The sequence below is a fragment of the Parabacteroides goldsteinii DSM 19448 = WAL 12034 genome (assembly GCF_000969835.1).
In the GTDB taxonomy this organism is placed as follows: domain Bacteria; phylum Bacteroidota; class Bacteroidia; order Bacteroidales; family Tannerellaceae; genus Parabacteroides; species Parabacteroides goldsteinii.
Genome location: NZ_KQ033913.1, coordinates 1,368,555 through 1,391,608 on the forward strand (window position 1 = coordinate 1,368,555; position 23,054 = coordinate 1,391,608).

At 41.9% G+C, this 23,054-nt stretch carries 21 protein-coding genes and 2 pseudogenes; 8 read left to right on the plus strand and 15 right to left on the minus strand.

The genetic code is table 11. The features are described 5' to 3' along the window. Positions 1–72 precede the first annotated feature (72 nt). From HMPREF1535_RS18590 to HMPREF1535_RS18610, 5 genes are read right to left on the minus strand one after another with little or no spacing between them, the layout of a single operon-like run. The gene (locus tag HMPREF1535_RS18590) at positions 73–816 is read right to left on the minus strand and encodes a PHP domain-containing protein (protein ID WP_046147113.1); all 744 of its coding nucleotides are present in this window, start codon (positions 814–816) and stop codon (positions 73–75) included. Next, a complete protein-coding gene (locus HMPREF1535_RS18595; protein ID WP_007656800.1) occupies positions 813–1,151 on the minus strand; it encodes a DRTGG domain-containing protein in 339 nt (112 codons plus the stop codon). Before HMPREF1535_RS18595 ends, HMPREF1535_RS18590 begins: the two co-directional genes overlap by 4 nt. Next, on the minus strand, positions 1,138–2,517 hold the full coding sequence (locus HMPREF1535_RS18600) for a [Fe-Fe] hydrogenase large subunit C-terminal domain-containing protein (protein ID WP_046147114.1): 1,380 nt from the start codon (positions 2,515–2,517) through the stop codon (positions 1,138–1,140). The genes HMPREF1535_RS18595 and HMPREF1535_RS18600 overlap by 14 nt, the downstream gene beginning before the upstream one ends. 6 nt (positions 2,518–2,523) lie before the next feature. Beyond that, entirely contained in the window at positions 2,524–2,946 is a 423-nt protein-coding gene (locus HMPREF1535_RS18605) for an ATP-binding protein (protein ID WP_007656804.1), read from the minus strand. A gap of 14 nt (positions 2,947–2,960) precedes the next feature. Then, a complete protein-coding gene (locus tag HMPREF1535_RS18610) occupies positions 2,961–3,305 on the minus strand; it encodes a hypothetical protein (RefSeq protein ID WP_046147622.1) in 345 nt (114 codons plus the stop codon). 196 nt (positions 3,306–3,501) lie between these two features. Here HMPREF1535_RS18610 and HMPREF1535_RS18615 point away from each other — a divergent pair, with 196 nt between their 5' ends. After that, a complete protein-coding gene (locus HMPREF1535_RS18615) occupies positions 3,502–4,875 on the plus strand; it encodes an aminopeptidase P family protein (RefSeq protein WP_007656811.1) in 1,374 nt (457 codons plus the stop codon). Positions 4,876–4,961: 86 nt separating this feature from the next. Here the strand turns inward: HMPREF1535_RS18615 and HMPREF1535_RS18620 are convergent. After that, a pseudogene (locus tag HMPREF1535_RS18620) lies at positions 4,962–5,645 on the minus strand (PA14 domain-containing protein); the annotation flags it as partial. A gap of 4 nt (positions 5,646–5,649) precedes the next feature. Between HMPREF1535_RS18620 and HMPREF1535_RS18625 the strand changes: the two are divergent. Both HMPREF1535_RS18625 and HMPREF1535_RS18630 read left to right on the plus strand, forming a co-directional pair. Then, positions 5,650–7,231 (plus strand): annotated as a pseudogene (locus HMPREF1535_RS18625) (beta-N-acetylhexosaminidase); the annotation flags it as partial. Between the two features lie 225 nt (positions 7,232–7,456). Further along, positions 7,457–8,755: a 6-bladed beta-propeller gene (locus HMPREF1535_RS18630; RefSeq protein WP_046147116.1), complete on the plus strand. Its 1,299-nt coding sequence runs from the start codon at positions 7,457–7,459 to the stop codon at positions 8,753–8,755. 61 nt (positions 8,756–8,816) lie between these two features. Here the strand turns inward: HMPREF1535_RS18630 and HMPREF1535_RS18635 are convergent, their stop codons facing one another. After that, entirely contained in the window at positions 8,817–9,317 is a 501-nt protein-coding gene (locus HMPREF1535_RS18635; protein ID WP_007656814.1) for a thioredoxin domain-containing protein, read from the minus strand. 420 nt (positions 9,318–9,737) lie between these two features. Continuing rightward, positions 9,738–10,259: a hypothetical protein gene (locus HMPREF1535_RS18640; protein WP_007656815.1), complete on the minus strand. Its 522-nt coding sequence runs from the start codon at positions 10,257–10,259 to the stop codon at positions 9,738–9,740. Positions 10,260–10,414: 155 nt separating this feature from the next. Here HMPREF1535_RS18640 and serB point away from each other — a divergent pair, with 155 nt between their 5' ends. From serB to HMPREF1535_RS18655, 3 genes are read left to right on the plus strand one after another with little or no spacing between them, the layout of a single operon-like run. Next, on the plus strand, positions 10,415–11,641 hold the full coding sequence (gene serB / locus HMPREF1535_RS18645) for a phosphoserine phosphatase SerB (RefSeq protein WP_044214432.1): 1,227 nt from the start codon (positions 10,415–10,417) through the stop codon (positions 11,639–11,641). A 15-nt stretch (positions 11,642–11,656) separates the two neighbouring features. Continuing rightward, positions 11,657–11,959 carry a Dabb family protein gene (locus HMPREF1535_RS18650; protein WP_007656822.1) on the plus strand — a complete coding sequence of 101 codons (303 nt, stop codon included), beginning with the start codon at positions 11,657–11,659 and terminating at the stop codon, positions 11,957–11,959. 16 nt (positions 11,960–11,975) lie between these two features. Beyond that, positions 11,976–12,449, plus strand: a complete 474-nt coding sequence (locus HMPREF1535_RS18655; protein WP_010803089.1) for a C-GCAxxG-C-C family protein — start codon at positions 11,976–11,978, stop codon at positions 12,447–12,449. A 4-nt stretch (positions 12,450–12,453) separates the two neighbouring features. On the opposite strand, the gene HMPREF1535_RS18660 is transcribed toward HMPREF1535_RS18655, so the two are convergent. Beyond that, positions 12,454–13,158, minus strand: a complete 705-nt coding sequence (locus HMPREF1535_RS18660; protein ID WP_007656826.1) for an MgtC/SapB family protein — start codon at positions 13,156–13,158, stop codon at positions 12,454–12,456. Between the two features lie 138 nt (positions 13,159–13,296). Between HMPREF1535_RS18660 and HMPREF1535_RS18665 the strand changes: the two genes are divergently transcribed. Next, positions 13,297–14,478: an MFS transporter gene (locus HMPREF1535_RS18665; RefSeq protein ID WP_010803088.1), complete on the plus strand. Its 1,182-nt coding sequence runs from the start codon at positions 13,297–13,299 to the stop codon at positions 14,476–14,478. Between the two features lie 85 nt (positions 14,479–14,563). Here HMPREF1535_RS18665 and HMPREF1535_RS18670 read toward each other — a convergent pair whose 3' ends face one another. The 6 genes from HMPREF1535_RS18670 to HMPREF1535_RS18695 all read right to left on the minus strand — a co-directional run bounded on the left by HMPREF1535_RS18670 (position 14,564) and on the right by HMPREF1535_RS18695 (position 22,052). Continuing rightward, the gene (locus HMPREF1535_RS18670; RefSeq protein WP_046147117.1) at positions 14,564–16,720 is read right to left on the minus strand and encodes an alpha-galactosidase; all 2,157 of its coding nucleotides are present in this window, start codon (positions 16,718–16,720) and stop codon (positions 14,564–14,566) included. 430 nt (positions 16,721–17,150) lie between these two features. Then, complete coding sequence (locus HMPREF1535_RS18675) at positions 17,151–18,062, minus strand: dihydroorotate dehydrogenase (RefSeq protein ID WP_007656831.1); 912 nt, start codon at positions 18,060–18,062, stop codon at positions 17,151–17,153. Next, positions 18,050–18,832 carry a dihydroorotate dehydrogenase electron transfer subunit gene (locus tag HMPREF1535_RS18680; protein ID WP_010803086.1) on the minus strand — a complete coding sequence of 261 codons (783 nt, stop codon included), beginning with the start codon at positions 18,830–18,832 and terminating at the stop codon, positions 18,050–18,052. Before HMPREF1535_RS18680 ends, HMPREF1535_RS18675 begins: the two co-directional genes overlap by 13 nt. Positions 18,833–18,895: 63 nt before the next feature. Continuing rightward, on the minus strand, positions 18,896–19,345 hold the full coding sequence (locus HMPREF1535_RS18685) for a helix-turn-helix domain-containing protein (protein ID WP_007656833.1): 450 nt from the start codon (positions 19,343–19,345) through the stop codon (positions 18,896–18,898). An 891-nt stretch (positions 19,346–20,236) separates the two neighbouring features. Continuing rightward, positions 20,237–21,259 carry a DNA polymerase III subunit delta gene (gene holA / locus HMPREF1535_RS18690; RefSeq protein WP_007656834.1) on the minus strand — a complete coding sequence of 341 codons (1,023 nt, stop codon included), beginning with the start codon at positions 21,257–21,259 and terminating at the stop codon, positions 20,237–20,239. Between the two features lie 16 nt (positions 21,260–21,275). After that, the gene (locus HMPREF1535_RS18695; protein WP_007656836.1) at positions 21,276–22,052 is read right to left on the minus strand and encodes an AMP nucleosidase; all 777 of its coding nucleotides are present in this window, start codon (positions 22,050–22,052) and stop codon (positions 21,276–21,278) included. 58 nt (positions 22,053–22,110) lie between these two features. On the opposite strand from HMPREF1535_RS18695, the gene HMPREF1535_RS18700 reads away from it, so the two are divergent. Beyond that, complete coding sequence (locus HMPREF1535_RS18700; RefSeq protein WP_007656837.1) at positions 22,111–22,563, plus strand: type I restriction enzyme HsdR N-terminal domain-containing protein; 453 nt, start codon at positions 22,111–22,113, stop codon at positions 22,561–22,563. Positions 22,564–23,054: the final 491 nt, after the last annotated feature.

Genomic DNA, 23,054 nt, shown 5'->3' on the forward strand with positions numbered 1-23,054 from the left:
ATTGGCAAGTATAGCCTTACTTATATGTAGAATATACCTTACATTTATGTATAGTATATCTTCCTATTTTAATTATGCGGAGGAAAAGACTAAATGTTCCTGACTTTTGGCGTAAGCCATCCTGATGTTTTCGAATAAAGGTGCAGCGGCCCGTATCAAACAGGGCTTAGTCCCGATTTGTTCCGGATAATGGGCATCGGAAGCCGGATAGGATGTGTAGTTCGATAAATACTTCTGCTCCGACAAAAGCCGGGCGAAACGGGAAGCATCCGTATATTCTATTGCATCCAGCGATAATGACGGATCAATAAATCCCAACTGACTGATCAGGCTGAAAGAAGGTCGCTCCACATGCGCAGCAACAAAAAGGCCACCCAGTTCCTTTACTAATGCAGCCACCTGATTGACGTTCTGATCGAGTGCGGAAAGCAATAAGTACGGGGCCTCTCCCATTATCTCATCTTTCCGGTTTACCCAGACCTGGTCACCGAAACGGTCGGGATCATTGGGTACAGGCGGTAGATGTTTCTCCAGATATTGCTGGAAAGCGGCACGGGCTTCATCACTTCCGAAAAGGGCAATGCAATGCGCTTCCTCACGGGTACAGACTTCAGCTCCGGCAAGGACTGTCAATCCGGCTTCGCCCCCCAATGATTGTATTTCAGGGCATTGCAAGGTCGTGTTATGATCGGTTATGGCAATGATGTCCAATCCGCGGGCAAGTGCCGTTTCGACAATGACCGTGGGACTCATATCCAGGCTTCCGCAAGGCGAAAGGCAGGTATGAATATGCAGATCGGCCCGGTAGAGGTTCATCCGTTCTGTAACAGTTGATACACTTTTCCACTGATAACAAAAGCAGAAAGAGATGTACCCAACAAAGGAATATCCTCGTCCTTCCCCTTTTGCAATGTTTCTTCATCCGGCGAAGCGCCATTGACAATCAAGACGGCGGCAGCATCCTTCAGCGTTGAAACGGCAACAATGTTCTGATGGGTTTGCATGGTGATCCACAACATACCCTCTTCCATATGTCCCATTACATCACTCAACAGGTCGCTGGTATAGCCACCTTTGATTACCGTATCCAGATTCTCTTCTCCGCAAAAAACGGTAAGATTCAATTCTTTTACAAGATCACTGACCTTCATATTTAGCTCCTTTCTTATAACAGTCTTTATTTAAACGATCTTTTCCCCAGGTCTTTTCGACGAGGCGGAAGGCATGTTCCTGATCCAGTTTGCCATGCTTCTCCATATTGCGCTGCATGAAAATACAGTCGCTGAACTGGGCCTCGTGGCGGACGATATCTTCTGCCAGGCTTTGGCAATTAGGGTTTCCACAAGCGCCACAGTCGATTCCCGGCAGATAACACATCAGACGACGCACCTGTTCCATCTTTTTCAGGACCTCCTCGATAGAACCGTCATAGAGCAGCTTCGGGTTAGGCTGGAGCGGACGGATTGTGATGTGCTGCTTCAAATAAGCCAAAGCTCCCAATCGTTCAGAGGCATAAATGAGCGGTGCCTTATCACGTTTCATCGAACGCTTCATGATCCGTTCGGCCGTAAGGAAGCGGTTCGCAACGGCCAATACGCCTCCGGCACAACTGCGGTCGCAGGCACGGAGTTCCAGGAAGTCCACATTACGGACCTCCGTTGTCGTTTCCATACGTTCCAGGAAATCGATCACATTATGTATTTCGTCGATGGCCAGGCAACGGCCGGAGAAGTGTTTGGCCTCCCCTCCTGTCTGGCTCCATCGCATTTCTTTCTTTGTCAGGGCGGGTGGAAGCACGCAATCCGGCTTATACCCTTTCGGTCGGTTTTGCAGGATATGGTATACCTTATTATATAGGGTATCCATATTGATCACACCGTTAATGGTAGACGAATACCCGTCGGCGCTCTTCAAGGCGGCAATCTTGGCGGCACAGGGAGTGACATAAAAGAGGCCGATCTGCTCCGGGGAATGACCTTCCTCCGTCAGTACCTGATGGTAATAGGTAGCAGTTGCATTCACCGGACTTTTCACCAGCAGGATATTATCGACCAAAGCCGGGAAGCGAATTTGTATCAGACGCACAATCGCCGGACAGAAAGAGCTGATCACAGGCTTTTCTTCGGCCAGTTCCATCTGCCGGAGCATCTCACGATGAATCATATCGGCCGTAAACTCAACCTGGTAGACATGGGTAAATCCCAATTCATACAAGGCACTGAATATTTCTTCTTCCATCGTATATTTGGAAAACTGTCCGATGAAAACGGTGGGAACAAGTGCCACGCGGCATTCGTAGTCGAATATCTTCTGGAAGTCGTCCTGCTCCACATAAATGGCTTCTGTCGGACATGCTTTCAGACATTCCCCACAATCGACACACCAGTCTTTGCGGATTACGGCTTTCCCATCCCGGATACGGACTGCACGAGTCGGGCATTTCGTCATACAATGTGTACAACCGATGCACCGCTCCTTGTCGATCTTCAGGGCATGATAAAATTTAGTATCTTCCATGGTCTTCTACTCCTTCTTCCTGAACCAGGTAACCATGCGTACGATTGTTCCTACGCCTACCTCGCTCTCTATAGTTAATTCGTCTACATTCTTTTTCATATTGGGCAATCCCATTCCTGCCCCAAACCCCATTTCACGCACAGCCGGCGAAGCCGTGGAAAAGCCTTCCTGCATGGCTTGCGGAATATCCGGAATGCCGGGACCTTCATCTTTCAATGTCAGCGTAATCTTATCCGCATCCAGTTCTGCCGCCACTTTCCCACGCCAGGCATGGGCAACAACGTTCACTTCCGCTTCATAGAGCGCCACGACCACTCTCTTGATGACACGGGAATCGATCGATAACTGTTTCAGTATCTTCTTTATCTGGCTGGAAGCATATCCGGCCTTCGAGAAGTTTCCTCCTTCCAATTCAAACGTTAGCTGCATATCCTCTCCTTTCTTTAATAGACCGGCACAAGACCGCTGCAATACAACTCACCAGCCACATGATACATGGAATGACAGGTTTCAAGCAAGATCATATTGTTCTCGGACGCAAGTTGCAACATCTCCGGCGTAGCTTTCTTGCCACGGACGAAAAGGATACAATCGACATCGGCCATTTCGGCTGTACGGATCGTTTGCAGATTGCAAAGTCCGGTAATGAGAATCATTCCATCACAGCACAATGTCAGAACGTCGCTCATCAGGTCGCTGGCAAAAGCACATTGTACTTCATGGCCCAGCTTATCGTTTCCACACGCCACGGTCGCATCGGTAAGTTCTTGTATTTGCTGAATCTTCATAATCGCATGCAAGGTTTAATTTCGTGATGCCAATGTAAGAAATATTTTTTAATAGATGTCCGTTAGTTTATATTAATTACTATCTTTGTTCCAAAACGAAGATAAGCTGCGCCTCGACATAAAAAATGAACTCGTTCATTTTATTCTGTTCTCGGCTTGCATTATCTTTGGTAGCAATAAATAAAATTCTATTCTTATGTTTAGTAAAGAAACCTATATGGGCCGCCGGGCCAAACTAAAACAGACAATAGGTTCAGGCCTGTTGCTTTTCCTTGGAAACGATGAGTCGGGAATGAATTATGCAGACAACACCTATCACTTCCGCCAGGATTCCACGTTCCTGTATTTCTTCGGGCTTCCTTATGCCGGTCTGTCCGCCATTATTGACATTGACAATGATAAAGAAATCATTTTCGGTGACGAATTGACGATCGATGCAATCGTATGGATGGGAACTCAGCCGACACTGAAGGAGAAAAGCGAAGCAGCCGGTATCACCGAAGTTCGTCCCTTCAAGGAAATTGAATCGTATCTGAAAGCAGCACAACAGAAAAGCCAGCGTATCCATTACCTGCCGACTTACCGTGCGGAACATCAGATCAAACTGTTCCAATGGCTGGGTATCGTGCCGGGAACGGAACAACCTTCGGTGCCTTTCATCTTCGGCGTAGTAAATCAGCGTAATTATAAGACTGCGGAAGAGATTGTCGAAATAGAAAAGGCTTGTGTGGTTACTGCCGACATGCATCTGACTGCCATGCGCACCGTACGTCCGGGAATCCGTGAAAGCGAAGTGGCTGCTGCTGTAGCTGAAGTGGCTTATGCGAATGACTATCAACTCTCCTTCCCCATTATCGCAACGATCAACGGGCAGACGCTGCATAACCATGATCATAGTAATATGATTAAGAGTGGCGATATGTTGCTGCTCGATGCCGGTGCGGAAACGGAAATGGGTTATGCGGGTGATATGTCTTCTACCATTCCGGCTGATTCCAAATTCACGACTCGCCAGAAAGATATTTATGATATTCAGGTAGCGGCTCACGAAGCGGCTGTTGCAGCGTTGCGTCCGGGTATTCCTTTCGTCGATGTGTACGAACTATCCTGCAAAGTCATTATGGAAGGTTTGAAGGATCTTGGTTTTGTCAAAGGCGATCCGATGGAAGCTGTAAAGGCCGGAGCTCATGCAATGTTCATGCCTTGTGGTCTGGGACACATGATGGGATTGGATGTACATGATATGGAAAACCTGGGTGAAGTATATGTGGGATACGACGGACAACCGAAGAGTACAGAGTTTGGCCGTAAGTCTCTCCGCCTGGGACGTAAACTGGAACCGGGATTCGTTCTTACTATCGAGCCGGGTGTTTACTTTATCCCTGAATTGATGGATCTTTGGAGAAGCCAGAATAAGTTCACCGAATTTATCAATTATGAAAAGCTGGTAACTTACAAAGACTTCAGCGGTATCCGCAACGAAGAAGATTATCTGATTACAGAAGACGGTGCCCGTCTGTTAGGAAAGAAGATTCCTTTACACACGGAAGAAGTGGAAGCACTGCGGTAAATAAGAAATAGTTGAATATAAAACAAAACGCCCCGTAAAGCATCTCTAATCTTTACGGGGCGTTTATATTTCTAGTCGTTACCTGATCAATAAGCAAACATATCTGCATTAACCGGCAGTTCTTTGCCATCAGCCGTCAAAACCTTTAGCTGAAGCATACCGCCATTATGGTCGAAATACTTAACTTCAATCGGATGAAGTCCCTTTGCCAATGCTTTCTGTCCGGTTACTTCACGGGGTGAATGAGGACCGTCATTGTCAACAACCAATTCTCCGTTAATCTTCAATGTACTGCCATCGTCAGACAACAGGTTGAAAGTATAAATACCATCTTCCAGAGCATTGAAATATCCTGTAACGACCAAACCGATATTACCTTTCACTTCTTTCGGGATAGTCACTTCAGATATTTCATACGTACCGTTTACCGGAGCATTATCAATATCGGCACATTTGTTACCTTTAAACTCATGCCATACAGCCTGCAAACCTTTCTTGGAAGGTGTAGCATCCGCAGCCGGAGCATATTCGCTCTTAACGTAACGCGTCTTCACGATATCACCTTTCTTACCGTTCGGACGGAAAGAGCGGAAAGTGAAGTCTGTCGTTTCCGTTACCTTGATCGGACCGTTATACTGAGGCGATTCCAAAGTCGGGATGCTGCCATCCGTTGTATAATGGATTTCAACACTTGGATCAAGACAGGTAATTGCCACTGTACCTTCACCGATAAATGCATTTGTGTTGTTGAATCCTTCCAGGTCCGGCGCTTTAATGCTGAGTTCATGTTCACCCACGACCCCTGTGGCCACATGATGTTTCTATTATTCCTGTTCCCAAAGAGATTAAGAATGCCAATGGACAGTTTACTTTGAAAGATGGCATGACAATCGGTGTTGCCGATAAGCAGTTATTGCCGGCTGCAAACTATCTTTCCGGCCTTTTATCCCGTTCAACCGGCTATATATATAATGTACGCGAGGGAGACGGTGATATATCTTTGGCTGTAAGTGATATTGCCGGTCAAAATGAAGGTGCCTATTCTTTGGACGTTACTTCCGGTAAAGTTCAGATCAAGGGAAATACCTATGGCGGTGTTATTTCCGGTATTGAATCCCTTCGCCAGCTTTTGCCGGCAGAGATAGAGTCGCCAGCGGTGGTAAAGGATATTAATTGGAGTGTTCCGGCTGTTCAGATCACTGATGCACCCCGTTTCGGTTGGAGAGGGTTGATGTTGGATGTTTCCCGTCATTTCTCTACTAAAGAAGAAGTGAAGGAACTGTTGGATATGATGGCTCTTTACAAACTGAACAAATTCCACTGGCATCTGACCGACGACCAGGGATGGCGTATCGAAATAAAGAAATACCCGCTGCTGACAGAGAAAGGGGCTTGGCGTACCTTTAACAATCATGACTGGGAGTGTATGAGATTAGCAAAAGAGCAGGATAATCCCGATTATGAAATTCCGGCTGAAAAGTTACGTATCACTCAGGGCGATACTTTGTATGGTGGTTTCTATACCCAGCAAGATATTAAAGAAATCGTTGAATATGCCGGTGTACGTGGTATCGATGTCGTTCCGGAAATAGACATGCCGGGACATATGCTGGCGGCGGTAAGTAATTATTCAGGTGTTTCTTGTTTTAATCAGACAGGGTGGGGAACGACTTTTTCTTCTCCGGTTTGTCCGGGTAAAGACTCGGCTCTTGAGTTTTGTAAGAATGTTTATAGCGAAATCATTCCGCTTTTCCCTTATAAATATATCCATCTGGGAGCCGATGAAGTAGAAAAAACGAACTGGAAGAAATGTCCGGATTGCCAGAAGCGAATGAAAGATAACGGGCTGAAGACAGAAGAAGAGTTGCAGTCCTGGTTTGTTCATAACATGGAGAAGTTCTTTAATGATAACGGAAAAGAAATGATCGGCTGGGATGAAATCCTGGAAGGCGGTTTGTCTCCGACGGCAACAATTATGTGGTGGCGTACCTGGAGTCCGAACGCAGTTCCTGACGCAACGGCACAAGGCAACCATGCAATCATGACTCCGAATGCTAATTTCTATTTTGACTATCAGCAGGATAAAAATTCATTGTCTGGTGTATACAATTACAATCCGATGCTTGAATCGTTGAATGATGCACAGAAAGCATTGATTTTGGGTATGCAGGCAAATCTCTGGTGCGAATATATCCCATCCCGCGAACGGATACAATATATGATTATGCCCCGTATGATGGCATTGGCAGAACTGGCCTGGAGCGATCCTTCCGTAAAAAGCTGGGATGGATTTAAAGAAAGACTGGTAAAGCAATTCCCGCGTTTGAATATCATGAATGTAAATTACCGTATGCCGGTCAGGGAACATGCTGCGATAAACTGTTTGTACATTTTAATGTGTTTATTTGTTTGGTAATAAATTAGGAAACAAAAATACAATAAAAATCCGGTTTACAGTCCATTTTTAAGAGAATGCAGACTTGTTTTATTAAGACAGTTTAACGCCAATATTACGAATCGTTCGTAGAATATTGTATCTTTGTTCATACTTTGTTATTAGTCACTCCATAATAGATAAGCCATGAAAAAATTAACCTATATCCTGTTAGCCGGTATTTTATTTTCCTGTTCCGGAGAAACGAAACAAACTGCGACAGAAGAGAAAACAATCGACAATATCATCCGTTTGGGAGATGCTATTAATCAGATACGCGAAGTTAATTTATCGGAACTGGTAGATAGTGTTACTTACCTCCCGCTTGAAACCCGAAAAGAATGTTTGCTTAGAAATACAAGTTGGTTCAATTATTCTCCTCCGTATATTATATGTAGCCGCACTGTTTTTGATTTGAATGGAAAATTTGTCCGGACCATAGGTCGTATCGGGCAAGGTCCCGGAGAAGATCCCGCTCTCTATATGGGATCGCTTTTTACAAAAGGCCATTTCTATTCTTACGGTCATAAACTGATCGAGTATGATGAAAACGGTAGATTTACCGGCAATGAAATACAGTTATTATCGAATACAAAATCAGAATTTGAAGCACCTGGACAATTAGGTAGAATTGGATGGATCGACGATTGGGCTCCGACAGGAAACTCTCTTTCAATATACAATCTTCCGGACACAGTCTACACTGTAGATCATAACTTCAAAATCATACATGCAGAACGTGTCATCCCTTCTTCCATACCTAAAATAAGACTTAATAATGTCAGTTATTCAGGTATTAAGCGAGCTTACACCTGCAACTCGGACAGTGCTCTTTTTTACAACTATTATAATGATACTATTTATAGAGTAAAAGAAAACGGTCTGTCTCCCCGATGGATCATTGATTTAGGAGAATATAAAATACCGAATGAAATTTCACTGACGCGGCAAAACGAACTTTTCGACGAGTTGATGATGTCTGTCCACAAAACCAGAAATAGCGTAGACCGAAAAGCTGCTCTTAAAAGCTATCTTGATAATTGCGAACTTACCCGCCTGACAAAAGGAAAAAAATGGATCAATGCTGTTTATGACACAGATCATTATATATTCATTATCTGGAATGAGAATATTGTCAGTCCGGTTCTCCGGGATATGGAAGATCAGGCTTACCCACAAATCGCTTATTACGATAAACGAACAGGCGAAACCGTTGCAGTAAAAGGTCGAGGTTTTATTGATGATATTCATCATAAAGAAACATTCTTCCCTCGTTTCGGAGTTTACGATAATCAATTGTTTGCCTATTTCTGGCCATACGAATTACATGAGTACATAGAGGAAAAACAGGCGGCTGGTAATAAAGTAGACCAAGCATTACTCGATTTATCCGGAAAAGTAGATGATGAAGATAACCCGATCTTTATGATAGCCCACTTGAAATAACAAAAAAAGAGCTGTTCCTCGTTGGGCGGAACAACTCTTTTTTAAAATAATAATCTACTGATTAAATTCTATTCAAAATGTCAGTCAGTTTATCCGGAGTAACATTTGCTGCAATAATAACTCCTTTGTCGTCAATCAGGAAGTTCTTCAAACCTTTCTGTAGGTTAAACTTTCCATACAACGCTGACTTTTTTCCAAGTCCTTCATGAAATTGCTTTGTGCCGCTAAGCCTATCTGCCTTTACCGTCTCGGTAAAGATTGATTCTTTCTCGTCGAGAGAAACAGAATACATGGCAATTTTGTCTGAACTTAGTTTGTTTACTTCATTCCATAATTGAACGTTACGGACCCGCGATTCAGCATCGTAAGCTGCCCAGAAATTCAGCAACGTGTAACGTCCGGAATGATTTTGGAAACTGAAATCACTTTCGCCTCCCAAAGACTCTATTCTCGGAGCCAGATCACCAGGATTAGTACCCACGGTAGGTCTTGCTTCTTTTGTACCGGATGACATTGTTGCCAACGCAACCGTTACAATGAGAACATAAGCTCTTACCTTCATAATTTATTATTTACGTTAAACTTAATCGGACGATACTCTTCTACAGCTTACTTACCGGTCTGCGGGCGGTTTTCGTCTGCCATCCTTTATGTCCGACTCCTGATTTTCAGGAAGTAAACAAGCGTTTCTCCTTCGCTAAGGAGCTACTTTCTTGTTCTTAACGCTGGCAAAGATAAGCGCAAAATACCTTTACCTCCAAACGATATAACATAAATCGACTAAAAAGCAAGATTTTTTATATGTTTTATCGCATGAAAATCCACTAAAACGGTTGCTTTATAACATAAATTTAGGATTAGGCATAGGGATAAATACGAATAATCTTTCACTTTTCTTCAAATTAAACCTAATTCAGCTGCTTTCCGGTAAAGAGAATCCGAAAATAAAAAACCCGGCTTGAAACCGGGCTTTTTTATTTTACTAATCATCATACGGCGAAGGCATCGGCATCCCTTCTTTGATATATTCATCATAAACAATTGTTGGATGGTCCTGTAATGATGTTCTGTTATACTCTTCTTTGAAATTATCGCGTCGGAAGTTCTTCAGTTTGAGGTTTTCCGAACTGTAGGTTCGCAATGTTTCTTTTTTATTACCTGTCAACGAACTTTCAATAACTACCGAATCAAGAATGTTCATTTTAGGAGTCAATGTAGGGAGTAAGGTCTGCTCCAGCAGTCCTCTGTAGGCTCCGATATACTCGCACCAGCAAGAATCACCCCGTTTAAAAACACGGTAGGTGTAATTTGACCATGCCGTACGGACGTGAATCTCATGTTCCCAGATCTCGATACAAGCTTCTGAATCATAATTAGGGTCTTTGATAGTAACCCTCTCCAGGCCATGCGTTTTTTCCACTACTGTTGTTTGCCATTTGTCTGAATGCCGTACTTCGGCAATAATCTCAGGCAGCTTTTCCTTAATTTCAAACTGAATCTTCATCTCATTTGCCTGCCAGTCAGGACTTATTAAGGTTGCCAGGTTCTAAATTAAATATAACGTCTCTGTAAAAATAACAATTCCATTTGAATTTTTGTTTATCTAAATGCCATTATTTGCATATAACTTATTTACCTTTGCCTTATAAAACAAAAAACATGGGACAAAAAGACGAAATTATACTGATAAATATAAACGGAGCCGACCGTCCGGGGGTTACTGCCGCCCTGACAGAGATACTGGCAAAGAATAATGCAGTGATTCTCGATATCGGCCAGGCTGATATCCATGACAACTTATCACTGGGAATCCTTTTCCAGAGTTGCGAAGGTAATTCCGGAGATATCCTGAAAGAGTTACTTTTTAAAAGCTATGAGCTGGATGTGAATATCCGTTTTAATCCGATCACGGAGCAAAAATACAGGAAATGGGTTGATATGCAGGGAAAGAACCGTTATATCATCACTATTCTGGGAAGAAAGTTAACTGCAAGACAGATAGCGGGCGTAACCCGTATCGTTGCCGAACAGGGAATGAATATAGATGACATCAAACGTCTGACCGGCCGTATTCCTTTGGATGAAGATGCCCGTACTCCCAAAGCCAGCGTCGAATTCTCTGTACGTGGAACTCCTCGCGACAAAGAGTTGATGAAAGCAGAGTTCATGAAGCTCTCGGCCGAACAGGTAATGGATATTTCTTTTCAAGAAGACAGCATGTATCGCCGTATGCGTCGCCTTATCTGTTTCGATATGGACTCAACTCTTATTGAGACTGAAGTAATCGATGAGTTGGCTGTTCGTGCCGGTGTCGGCGACCAGGTCAAAGCGATTACCGAATCCGCCATGCGGGGAGAAATTGATTTCAGCGAAAGTTTCCGCCAACGTTGTGCCTTATTAAAAGGATTGGATGTCTCCGTTATGCAAGAGATTGCCGAAAACCTGCCCATTACGGAAGGTGTCGACCGTCTGATGCGTATCCTCAAAAAGGTTGGTTTCAAGATCGCTATCCTCTCCGGTGGATTCACCTATTTCGGTAACTACCTGAAACAGAAATACAATATTGATTATGTATATGCCAATGAGCTTGAAGTTGAAGATGGAAAGCTGACAGGACGTTATGTCGGAGATATCGTAGATGGCAAGCGGAAAGCAGAACTACTCCGCCTGATCGCTCAGGTTGAGAATGTCGATATCCGTCAGACCGTAGCTGTCGGTGATGGGGCAAATGACCTGCCGATGATCAGCATTGCCGGGTTAGGTATCGCTTTCCATGCCAAACCAAAAGTAAAAGAGACAGCCAAGCAGTCCATCTCCACGATCGGTCTGGATGGTATTTTATATTTCCTGGGATACAAAGATTCCTATTTGGACGAACAAATGTAATTAATAAAAGCGTTTATGGTAAGACACATTGTAATGTTTAAGCTGACGGAGTTTGCAACTCCTGCCGATAAACTGGCAAAAATGCAGGAAATCAAAACAGGTCTGGAAGCGTTGATCGACAAGATCGATGTTTTACGTTTGATCCGTGTCGATTTCAATATAAACCCCGAAGAAACCTGGGACGTTATCCTGACTACAGAACTCGATTCGCTCGAAGATGTAAAGACATATGCCAACCACCCTGAACACGTAGCTGTTTCAAAAGGGATTATCGGCCCGGTAAAAGCCGACAGAGCATGTGTTGATTATGAATTCTAAATAACACTTCTCTTTTATGAAGGAGTTTGATATTGAAGAACGTGTAAAAATTGCCGTTCAGAATTTTGAGTCGGGATACAACTGTGCGCAGTCGGTATTTCTGGCTTATTCGGATGTTTTTGAACTGAACCTGGAAATGGCAAAGAAGATGTCCGTATCTTTTGGTGGTGGCGTTGGCCGGATGCGGGAGGTGTGCGGAACAGTCAGTGCCATGGCTATGCTGGCCGGATTCAAATATCCGGTATTGGACCAACAGGATCAGGAAGCCCGAACAAAGAACTATGCAATGGTTCAAAAAATGTCCGACCTGTTCAAGGAAAAGCATGGTACGATCATTTGCCGCAGCCTTTTGCCTGCCGCAGAAGCCAGCCAGACTGCTCCGCAACCTTCTGCAAGAACGGCTGAATATTATGCAAAACGTCCTTGTAGTAAATATGTGGAAGATGCAGCCCGTATAGCAGGACGAATGCTGAAAAACGAATTGGATTGATGGCTCAGGCCATCAATCTTATTTGAGAAACATATCCTAATGTCCTGATCTCACTGAATAAATTCATATAAGACGACTGGGCTTTCACATTCACTTTATAGGTTATGATAGACTTGTTCTGTTCATAAATAGATTCAAAGGAAACACTTACAATATAAATGTTCTTTGATTCAAGTATTTTGCGGACAGCCTTTAAATCAGGAGTTGCGGTCGTACAAATAATCGTCAGGATCTTATTTACCCCATTCAGGAACATCCTTTTTTCAAGTCTTTCAAGGCTAACCAATATAACTAATGTAAGGCCTGTCCCAATCAATGCCGGAACATACATCCCCGCTCCCACGGCCAGACCGATTACGGCAACAACCCAGATACAAGCCGCTGTTGTCAATCCATGAATACTCCCATGGCTTTGCATAATAGCCCCGGCACCCAAAAAACCGATACCGGTAAGTACCTGGGCAGCAATACGCCCGGGATCACCATTCAGGAAGTTAGGATAACATTGCGGTATCCAGATAGATATCAGCATAGCTGCTGCCGACCCCATACAGATCAGTGTAAAGGTTCGCATTCCGGCTTCCCGACGGCGAAACTGGCGCTCCACACCGATAATCGCACCTAAAAAGAAACTGACTAATAATTTCACAGCCGCAGTAGTCGGAGTTATAGTTGTATTCTGTAATATATCATTAATTTGGTCAATCATATTTTTCTTCTTTATTATTGGCAAATATAACTATTTATTTGAATATCCCTATATACTTTTCCAAAGCTGTATCCCTTTAGAAAAAGGCTTTATCGTTTCAATTATTTAGGGTAAATTTGCCGGCTTAAAAGACAGCTTATGAAACAAACATTGAAAGAAAACGGTGGACTTCCACCTTTGATCCTCTGGACATTATCTATTGTTGCCGGTATTTCGGTCGCCAATCTATATTACAACCAGCCTCTTTTAAATATGATACGGCATGATCTCGACGTATCTGAATTTACGACCAACCTGATCGCTATGGTTACACAGATTGGTTATGCTTTAGGATTGTTATTCGTTGTGCCACTGGCCGATATGTATAAACGTAAAAAGATAATCGTCACCAATTTTGCTCTTTTGGTACTTTCACTTTTATGCATTGCCACAGCGCCCAACATTCATATAATCCTGACTGCTTCATTATTTACAGGCATTTGTTCGGTAATACCACAGATATTCATACCCATCGCCGCCATTTATTCAAAACCGGAAAACAAAGGACGTAACGTAGGGCTGGTCGTTTCAGGATTACTATCCGGAATATTGGTTTCACGGGTCATTAGCGGAGTGGTCGGAGAATTGTTCGGCTGGCGTGAAATGTATTATATTGCTGCCGTGCTGATGGTTGTGTGCAGCATCGTAGTGGTTACCGTTTTGCCGGATATACGCCCTACTTTTAAAGGAAAATACGCCGACCTCATGAAATCTCTTCTATCCTTAGTAAAGGATTATCCGGCTTTACGGATTTATGCAGTCCGGTCAGGATTGGCTTTCGGCTCTTTTCTGGCTATGTGGTCGTGTCTGGCATTCAAAATGGGACAAGCACCTTTCTTTGCAAACAGCGATGTGGTTGGTATGTTGGGACTTTGCGGCGTAGCCGGGGCCATGTCGGCCTCGTTGGTTGGAAAATATGTCAGGAAAGTGGGAGTCAGAGCTTTTAATTTCTGGGGATGCGGTTTGATACTGCTAGCCTGGTTATTACTTTATTTCGGAGGAAACTTTTATACCTCTATTATAGCCGGCATAATTATTATAGATATTGGCATGCAATGTATTCAGTTAAGTAACCAATCCAGTATTTTCGAATTATGCCCGGCCGCCTCCAACCGGGTCAATACCATATTTATGACAACCTATTTTGTCGGAGGTTCGTTGGGTACTTTTCTTTCCGGAACCGCCTGGCAGTTGTTTGGCTGGGCCGGGACTGCCGGTGTAGGAGTCTTTCTTTGCTGTGCTTCTCTATTGGTTACTTTATTATCCGCAAAGAAGATATAAAAATACGCTTATCCATATCCAATAATAAAAAACGGAGAGACTTATTTATCAAGCCTCTCCGTTTTCTATTAATGAATATATCCTTTTATTTTTTCGATATTTCAATCACCCGGCTAGCTAATTGCCTACCGGAAAATACCGGAATACCGACTTTCATCAGATATTCACCGGAATACGTCTTTCCGTTACATTTTAATATAGATTTGGTATCCGGAAGCAAATTGATCTCTTTTATCTCATACTGAGCTTCTGGAGCCAACCCTTGCAAACGTACAGGTTGTAACGTTTCCGCATATCGGGGATGGATATCGAAAGCGAAAAGAACAGCCTTATCCGTCGCTTCATTCACATACATCACAGCAGAATGATTTCCTTCGTAAGGAGACACCAGACGATACAGGTCGCCATCCAGAATAGCGCTACCCAAACGATTGAAATTCTTCACCGCCCCTTTGCAATATTCCTGTTCTGCCGGAGTCATATCATGAATACGGATATCAAAACCCAATTTACCCATCATCGCAACATCCGTACGGAATTTCACGCTTGCATTCTTATTCCAGCTTGTCACATGGGCAGCCATTGTCTTGGAAGGGAAGAAATGAGAATACCCCCACTGGATGAAGATACGTTCTATCGGATCCGTATTATCGCTTGGCCAAAACTCGGTGAAGTATTTCAACGCTTCATAATCAGAACGTCCGCCGCCACCGGAGCAAAGCATCATCGGCAGGTTCGGATATTTGGCTTTTACACGTTCCAAAACATTATACAATCCTTTTACATGTTCAATATATAAATGAGACTGCTGATCTTTCAGATAAGGAGAATAAATATTGGTAATCGGACTGTTGCAATCCCATTTAAAATAAGCGATACCCGGATATTTCGTCATCAGATTGTCTACAATTCCAAATACATAATCCTGAACTTTCGGATTACTAAGGTCCAATACCATTTGATTTCTGAAGTAATATTCATCTCTGTTCGGCAGATGAATTACCCAATCCTTATGTTTTTCATAGAGTTCGCTTTTAGGATTCACCATCTCCGGCTCAATCCATAATCCGAATTTTATACCTTTGTCGGTTGCCTCTTTCACCAGTTTACCGATGCCGTTCGGCAACTTCGTCACTGTTTCATCCCAGTCACCCAAGCCCTGACGGTCACTGCTACGGGGATATTTATTGGCAAACCATCCGTCGTCCAACAGGAACATATCAACTCCCAGCGATTTGGCTTCGTCCATAATATCGACCAGCTTGTCTTCATTAAAATCGAAATAAGTGGCTTCCCAGTTATTCAGCAAAGTCATACGCGGTTTATCGCCGTCTTTTACCTGATATTTACGGGCCCATTTATGGAAGTCGCGGCTTGCTTTTCCTTTCCCTTCCGCACTGAAAGTAAAGATAAACTCAGGAGTCCGGAATATATCCTGTGGCTTCAACGAATATTCTGAAGCATAGTTGTTTATGCCGGAAAGGATACGCAAATTATTCAAATTATCCACCTCAAAAGTAAAACGGAAATTCCCCGTCCAACCAATGGTTCCGAAAAGGACTTCTCCTTCATTTTCCTTTGATTCCTCATTCAGTGCAAGCAAAAAGAAAGGCGAATTGAACATATTGGCACGGCTTCCCAACTTGGTATCCAATACTTTTTTACCAAATGAAAGCTGTTGTTCCGTCATGTTGACTTCATGTGCCCAGTCTCCGGCAAATTCTGTCAGAAAATATTTACCAGCATTCAAATGAAGCAAAGAAGAAGCATAATTATAAAGCACAACCGGCTTCTTCTCCTGATGAGATATCTCGGTATATGTTTTGATTATATTTTCTTCGGCATAAGCAATAAAATGAAGATCAACCGTTACGGGATAAACGTCGTCTTTCAGTTTAATAACGGTTTCCGTAACACCCGGTTGCAAATCGCTGGTTTTATAAGATACATACTTCAGCAACAGGGAAGGATTGCCGTCATTGTGCAATATCCGGATAGCCGGTTCGAAATAATCTTCCATACCATGTGTGATATAAGCCTCGCCAAGCATAGGCAACTGGTCGATATCACTATCAAAACGGAGCTTTTGCCCTACATATGATTGATACAAACGCCCGTTATTACCTACTTTATAAATCAGACTGATATTGTCTGTTGTAATAGGAATAACTGTTTTATCGTTGGCTTTCAACGATATAGATATAACAATCAGGCAGATTAAAAGAAATAATTTGTTTTTCATTTCATTATTTTACTTGGTTTACAATACGTATTTACTCTACTTGAAAATTGAAAACAACTATCATACTATCATAATTTTCCTGCATCTTACTGTTTACTAAAGATTTACACAGCTAAAAAACATCCTTCAACTATCATAAAACTATCATTATACTATCATACAACTGTCATGCTTTTCAGGATATAACCAGTGAGATCAATAGTGTAGTCAGTTATCCGATGATACTTGTATTTTTCATGAAACCTACTGTCTTTTTTGACAAAGGTAAGTATTAAAACAAATTGACACCCGGGTGTCAGGTACTTTGAGACCCGGATGTCGACTATGGTTACACCCGGGTGTATCTATCGGTAACACCCGGATTGGATAAATAATAAGTCCCTTTTCTTGTCAAATAAAACAAGTAAGTCTTTCTATTTAATCAATAGGTTTATACATCCAAAGCCCCTATAAGCTCTTTGGCAGATTTGAATCCATGTCTGTCCAGGTATTCATTCATGCCATCGATCACTTTTACAGAGACAGTCGGATCTATAAAATTATAGGTTCCAATCTGTATGGCAGTAGCTCCGGCCAACATAAACTCGACGGCATCTTTCCAGTTGGAAATACCTCCCAAACCGATGATAGGAATCTTAACTGCTTTGTAAGTTTGCCATACCATACGCAGGGCAACCGGCTTTACACAAGGACCGGAAAGGCCACCGGTTATTGTAGATAATATAGGTTTACGTTTCTCTGCGTCAATGGCCATGCCAAGCATGGTATTGATAAGTGAAACAGAGTCGGCACCTTCGGCTTCGACCGCTTTGGCTATCTCGGTAATGTCGGTTACATTAGGAGAAAGTTTTACAATAAGGGTCTTGGGATAAACCTTACGGACAGCCTTCACAACCTCGGCAGCACCACAGGTTGTAACCCCGAAAGCCATACCACCTTGCTTCACATTCGGGCAGGAAATATTAAGTTCGATAGCCGGAATTTTATCCAGTTCAGCTATTTTTTCTGCACATTCCACGTATGTTTCCACCGACGAACCGCTCACATTTACGATCATATGCGTATCGATATCCTTAATAGCAGGATAGATATGATCTACGAAATATTGTGCTCCTTTATTTTGCAGGCCTACCGCATTTAACATTCCGGAAGGAGTTTCCGCCATGCGGGGATACAGATTTCCTTCACGTGGTTGGATGGTTGTTCCTTTTACAAAAATACCACCCAGTCTTGAAATATCCATAAAGTCTGAATATTCGACTCCGTATCCAAATGTACCCGAAGCAGTCATTACCGGGTTTTTTAACTGCAAATTTCCTATGTTTACATTTAATTCAGCCATCTCAATTTCTCTATATTAAATACGGGACCTTCAGTACAAACACATACATGACCTTCTTGGGTATTTTCCACACAGCATAGGCAAGCACCTATACCACAAGCCATTGTATTTTCCAATGAGACTTCGCATGTGATCGATTCAGCGGCGGCATATTTGGCAACAGCTACCATCATCGGCTTCGGTCCACATGTGTAAATCCGGTCAAAATGAACATTTTTCAATACGGAATGATTTGTTACATAGCCTTTTTCACCCAAAGTGCCGTCTTCGGTAGTTATGTGAACAGTTCCTATCTTCGCAAACTCATCCAACTGTAACACATCATCCTTTGAACGGGCTCCCAACAGAAATACCGGTTCAAAACCGGCGTTCTTCAAGGCTGATCCCAGGCATAACATCGGAGCAGTACCGACACCACCACCAATAAGCAGTAATTTCTGATTTTTATCTTCACTGGCAGGAATTGTAAAACTGTTACCCAATGGCAACATGATATTTACAATATCTCCGGGACGGTATTCCGCCATACAACGTGTACCATCGCCAACCAATTGGATAAGCAACCACAATTCGTTGGTTGTTCTATCTACAAAGTTGATTGAAATAGGCCGGCGAAGAAATGTTGTAGGAGAGTTATCCACGAGCACCTGAACGAACTGGCCGGGAAGCATTTCCGGCAAAGTGTCGTCGCAGGTTAACTTTAGCAGGCAATAATTTTTATGAAGGCGGTTGTTTTCAGTTACCTTCATATCTAACATGTACTTCTTCATATAATATGATTACTCAATTTCTATACAAAGATACATGAATAAGATGTATATTACAATGTTGGGTTAGTCTTTCTTGTTTTTTTCGGGGGTAAAAGTCTCAAACGTATTATCTGAATAGAATATCATTATTTTGCTCACATTTCTGGAAGGCTTATCCTGGCATACAATCTGTTCAATAACAGGCTGTTTAGTAGTGTTTACAGGTGTTTCAACTCTAATTTCCTTGCGATATTCGGGAGAATCTTGTACGTTGGACGGAATTATCGTCGTATTTGTAAACAAATTGGGCTCAGTTAACACATGTTCACGCATCATAGTGCCTTTACCAAATAAAAGCCAGTCGGAGTCTACGTATGTAAACCGTTCCAATATTTTAATTAGTACATCCAGGCTCGGATTATTTCTGCCGGATATAATATGCGACATAGCCGAACGTTGGATACCGATTGCTTCGGCAAATTTAGAAGGAGTCAATCCTTCGTGTTCCATTACTGCTAAAATACGTTCTTTCATTACCAAAATACGATTTATTTACCAAAAATCACTGCCAATCTGTCTGTTTACATGAATATAGTATAGAATTATATACTGGCACAAATATAAATCATTATTTCCAATTGTGCAATTTATTTTTATAATCACACACAGACATATTTGTAACACATAGTATAATAATGTAACGCATACTTTTGTAAACCCCTATAACAAGCCTCTAAAAGAGATTAAAGTAGCATTGATGATTTTATTAAATAAAAACCTGTTGTATAGGTGATTAAAGATTATTATTTTAGCTAAAATGACTTCTATTTCACATTTATATACGAGAATATTGCCATAAATTAATGTAAACGATTAATTTAATTAGATAACAGGCTGGGTTTTGATATTTTATCATACATATTTGCAATAACAGTATTTAAACCTATTTTTATTGATTTATATTAGTAATGTATATTGGTTACATTTGTATTTGCACCACTATAGATACATAAGTAACGCACTTGTTTTATTTACGTAAACGTATCTGATCTGACACAAATGTTACAGCAGACATATCTGTTATTGTTGTAAACAAGCAATACACTGTTGAAAAATGTTTCTGACAATTTGTCCTATCCTATGTGAATAATTCAGGAAGAAAGCGGATACTTTTGTATCTTTCACTCTAAAACTTGATTTTTTCGTGATATTTGTGAACAATTATACGGGAAGAAAGAAATATTGAATTCTCAGAGGGGTAAAATGTAAACTAAGCTATTGAAAAACAAAACAAAGAAGGTCATTTTGAAGGTTCATAAATCCGAGCATTCCAGAGAAATAACGATAAAAAACAAAAACTGCATGTGCACTAATTCAAATTTTTAGTGACACATACAGTTTTTCTATTGTTAAGTACATTTTATGCTAATGAAGAATTTTATATAATAATTCCTTGAGCAGATCAGCATCAGATGCGGAAGAATTATCTACCCCTTTCGATCTGGCATCGGTAGTCCGGATATCACTTATCAGATTAAAAACTTTCATAGCCGGATAATTTCTCAATCCGGTCATATAATCTTTTACCTGAAAAGTTCCTCTTAATCCTAAGGCTGTCATCAATCCAGTTTCCGATCTGTCTTTCGTATAATAACAAATCAACAGGTTGGAGAAATAATTAAAAATTACAGGAAGGGTCATCTGTATAGGATTACTCTTGGGGTTCTTTTCAAAGTACTGGGCAATCCGGTTTGCTTTTAAAACATCCTTTACAGCAAGTGCTTTTATTAACTCAAAGTTATTGTATTCTTTACTGATTCCTATATTCTGTTCTATCAGTTCCGGAGTGACGCGTTTTGGAGCCTTTTCAGGCAAGATCAATACCAGCTTGTCCAATTCCTTACTTAGACGGCTTAAATCGTTTCCAAGGAAGTCTGAGAGCATTTGAGCGGCCTTCTGATCGATTCCTATGGAACGTTGCTGCATAAATGAGACGATAAACCCCGGCATTTTATAATCCGGAATCTTTTTCGATTCGAATAGAATCCCGTTCTTTTCGGTTGCAGCGGCCAATGTTTTCCGCCTGTCCAGATTCTTATACTTATAGTTAACAACCAGCACAGTCGACTTAAGCGGATTTTTCACATAGTTGGTCAGCAATTCTATATCACGGACCAACTGGGCTTCCCGCACAACCACCAACTGATATTCCGACATCATTGGAAACCGGCGGGCTGCATTTATAATCATAGCCGCATCCGTATCCGCCCCATACATAATCATCTGATTAAAGTCGCGCTCGGATTCGGCAAGCACATTTTCAATAAGCAGGTCTGTTATCCGATCCATAAAGAAAGGTTCTTCACCCATTAATATATAAACGGGCTGGAACTTCTTGGCCACGATATCCCGGCATATTTCTTCAAACGTATTTTCTTTTTTTGCCATAATAAAGACTTAATTATTACCAACTAAAACGGATGTGGCGTACCGTTTTCTTCTCATCTATGATCTGATGGAGTGCTTCAATACCCAATTTCACATGTTCCGGAGCAAAGCTACGGGTAACGATACGGTCGCTGGCTTCTGTTTTCACACCGTCTTCCTCCATCGGCTTATCCGAGATCATCAGTAAAGCACCGGTCGGAATCTTGTTTGCAAAGCCGGCAGTGAGTAATGTGGCGGTCTCCATATCTATGCCGGTCGCATGTGTCCGCTTCAAATAATCTTTGAATGCCGTATCATATTCCCAGACACGCCGGTTGGTTGTATAAATCGTCCCGGTCCAGTAATCTTTTCCCTGGTCGCGGACAGCAGAAGAGATGGCACGCAACATGGAAAAAGCGGGAAGCGAAGGTACCTCCGGCGGCAGATATTCATTGGAAGTTCCTTCTCCACGGATCGCTGCAATCGGAAGAACATAGTCTCCCAGATTATTAGCTGTTTTCAATCCTCCGCATTTTCCCAGAAACAGCACAGCCTTGGGGGTTACAGCCGATAAAAGATCCATGATCGTTGCAGCATTTGCACTTCCCATCCCGAAATTAATGATAGTAATACCTTCGGCCGAAGCATTCGGCATCGAGCTTTTCAGTCCGAGTATAGGAACATTAAAATTCTCGGCAAATAGTTCTACGTATTTGGTAAAGTTCGTGAGTAGTATATACTTATCAAAATCTTCCAGCTTACGTTCCGTATAACGAGGTAGCCAATTTTCAACGATTTCTTGTTTTGTTTTCATAAATCATTACCTTTGAGGGTATAATTATTGTGTATAATATAAACGACAAATATAATAAATGCTGTCATTAAACTTACCAACATTCGCTGCGAAAGTAAAGGAAAAAGACGGGAAACACACTATATTCGATCCCGTACGCCGCAAATATGTTGCACTGACTCCTGAAGAATGGGTCCGCCAACACTTTGTAAATTATCTGATTACGCATAAAGGATATCCCAAAGAACTATTAGCAAATGAAGTTCCATTAAAATTAAACGGAACATCCAAACGATGCGATTCAGTCGCATACAACCGCTTTTTAGCCCCTTTAATGATCGTAGAGTACAAAGCCCCCACCATTGAGATAACGAGTGCTGTATTCGATCAGATAGTACGTTACAACATGGTGCTGCATGTACGTTACCTCGCAGTCAGCAACGGCATCAGCCATTTCTGCTGTAAAATAGACTACGAAAATTTCACTTATTCTTTTCTGGAAGGTATCCCTGAATATAAAGAGCTGGAATGAGAAAAACAGATAAGAAGAGACAATAGCTTTATTCTTATTTACCTGAAAACAGACAGATAAACAAATATTACATTTTTTACACAAAGCATCTCCCCTTATCCTTCAACGTATGGTTGCCGGACAAGGGTTCGTCAGCCCAACCAGTGACTGTAATTCCTTATCAAAAATTTAGTTTGAAATATATGCGGCATCATGCAGACCTTATATTCAGTTGTTCCTTCCTGTTCCCCCGCAAAAACAGAATCGGAAGCAACCGGAATTAATCGGGTCGCATTATCAGTTTGAAAAAACTGGCTTATTTCACCTGTGACAACAGGCAAACACAAAAAAGCCAACACTCCCAGGAGCATTGTCATCCAAAATTCTGAAGTATATATAGTAATAAACTGGTATAGCATTTCCGTATGTTAACAATTATACGGAACAAACATAGCAATATTTATTTAATAAACAAACATTTACAGAATAAATATTGCTATTAGGAGTATTTT

Excerpts from the sequence above, each read along its gene's own strand:
- HMPREF1535_RS18590 (WP_046147113.1), bottom strand. The coding sequence starts at position 816 with ATGAACCTCTACCGGGCCGATCTGCATATTCATACCTGCCTTTCGCCT.
- HMPREF1535_RS18595 (WP_007656800.1), bottom strand. The coding sequence starts at position 1,151 with ATGAAGGTCAGTGATCTTGTAAAAGAATTGAATCTTACCGTTTTTTGC.
- HMPREF1535_RS18600 (WP_046147114.1), bottom strand. The coding sequence starts at position 2,517 with ATGGAAGATACTAAATTTTATCATGCCCTGAAGATCGACAAGGAGCGG.
- HMPREF1535_RS18605 (WP_007656804.1), bottom strand. The coding sequence starts at position 2,946 with ATGCAGCTAACGTTTGAATTGGAAGGAGGAAACTTCTCGAAGGCCGGA.
- HMPREF1535_RS18610 (WP_046147622.1), bottom strand. The coding sequence starts at position 3,305 with ATGAAGATTCAGCAAATACAAGAACTTACCGATGCGACCGTGGCGTGT.
- HMPREF1535_RS18615 (WP_007656811.1), top strand. The coding sequence starts at position 3,502 with ATGTTTAGTAAAGAAACCTATATGGGCCGCCGGGCCAAACTAAAACAG.
- HMPREF1535_RS18630 (WP_046147116.1), top strand. The coding sequence starts at position 7,457 with ATGAAAAAATTAACCTATATCCTGTTAGCCGGTATTTTATTTTCCTGT.
- HMPREF1535_RS18635 (WP_007656814.1), bottom strand. The coding sequence starts at position 9,317 with ATGAAGGTAAGAGCTTATGTTCTCATTGTAACGGTTGCGTTGGCAACA.
- HMPREF1535_RS18640 (WP_007656815.1), bottom strand. The coding sequence starts at position 10,259 with ATGAAGATTCAGTTTGAAATTAAGGAAAAGCTGCCTGAGATTATTGCC.
- serB (WP_044214432.1), top strand. The coding sequence starts at position 10,415 with ATGGGACAAAAAGACGAAATTATACTGATAAATATAAACGGAGCCGAC.
- HMPREF1535_RS18650 (WP_007656822.1), top strand. The coding sequence starts at position 11,657 with ATGGTAAGACACATTGTAATGTTTAAGCTGACGGAGTTTGCAACTCCT.
- HMPREF1535_RS18655 (WP_010803089.1), top strand. The coding sequence starts at position 11,976 with ATGAAGGAGTTTGATATTGAAGAACGTGTAAAAATTGCCGTTCAGAAT.
- HMPREF1535_RS18660 (WP_007656826.1), bottom strand. The coding sequence starts at position 13,158 with ATGATTGACCAAATTAATGATATATTACAGAATACAACTATAACTCCG.
- HMPREF1535_RS18665 (WP_010803088.1), top strand. The coding sequence starts at position 13,297 with ATGAAACAAACATTGAAAGAAAACGGTGGACTTCCACCTTTGATCCTC.
- HMPREF1535_RS18670 (WP_046147117.1), bottom strand. The coding sequence starts at position 16,720 with ATGAAAAACAAATTATTTCTTTTAATCTGCCTGATTGTTATATCTATA.
- HMPREF1535_RS18675 (WP_007656831.1), bottom strand. The coding sequence starts at position 18,062 with ATGGCTGAATTAAATGTAAACATAGGAAATTTGCAGTTAAAAAACCCG.
- HMPREF1535_RS18680 (WP_010803086.1), bottom strand. The coding sequence starts at position 18,832 with ATGAAGAAGTACATGTTAGATATGAAGGTAACTGAAAACAACCGCCTT.
- HMPREF1535_RS18685 (WP_007656833.1), bottom strand. The coding sequence starts at position 19,345 with ATGAAAGAACGTATTTTAGCAGTAATGGAACACGAAGGATTGACTCCT.
- holA (WP_007656834.1), bottom strand. The coding sequence starts at position 21,259 with ATGGCAAAAAAAGAAAATACGTTTGAAGAAATATGCCGGGATATCGTG.
- HMPREF1535_RS18695 (WP_007656836.1), bottom strand. The coding sequence starts at position 22,052 with ATGAAAACAAAACAAGAAATCGTTGAAAATTGGCTACCTCGTTATACG.
- HMPREF1535_RS18700 (WP_007656837.1), top strand. The coding sequence starts at position 22,111 with ATGCTGTCATTAAACTTACCAACATTCGCTGCGAAAGTAAAGGAAAAA.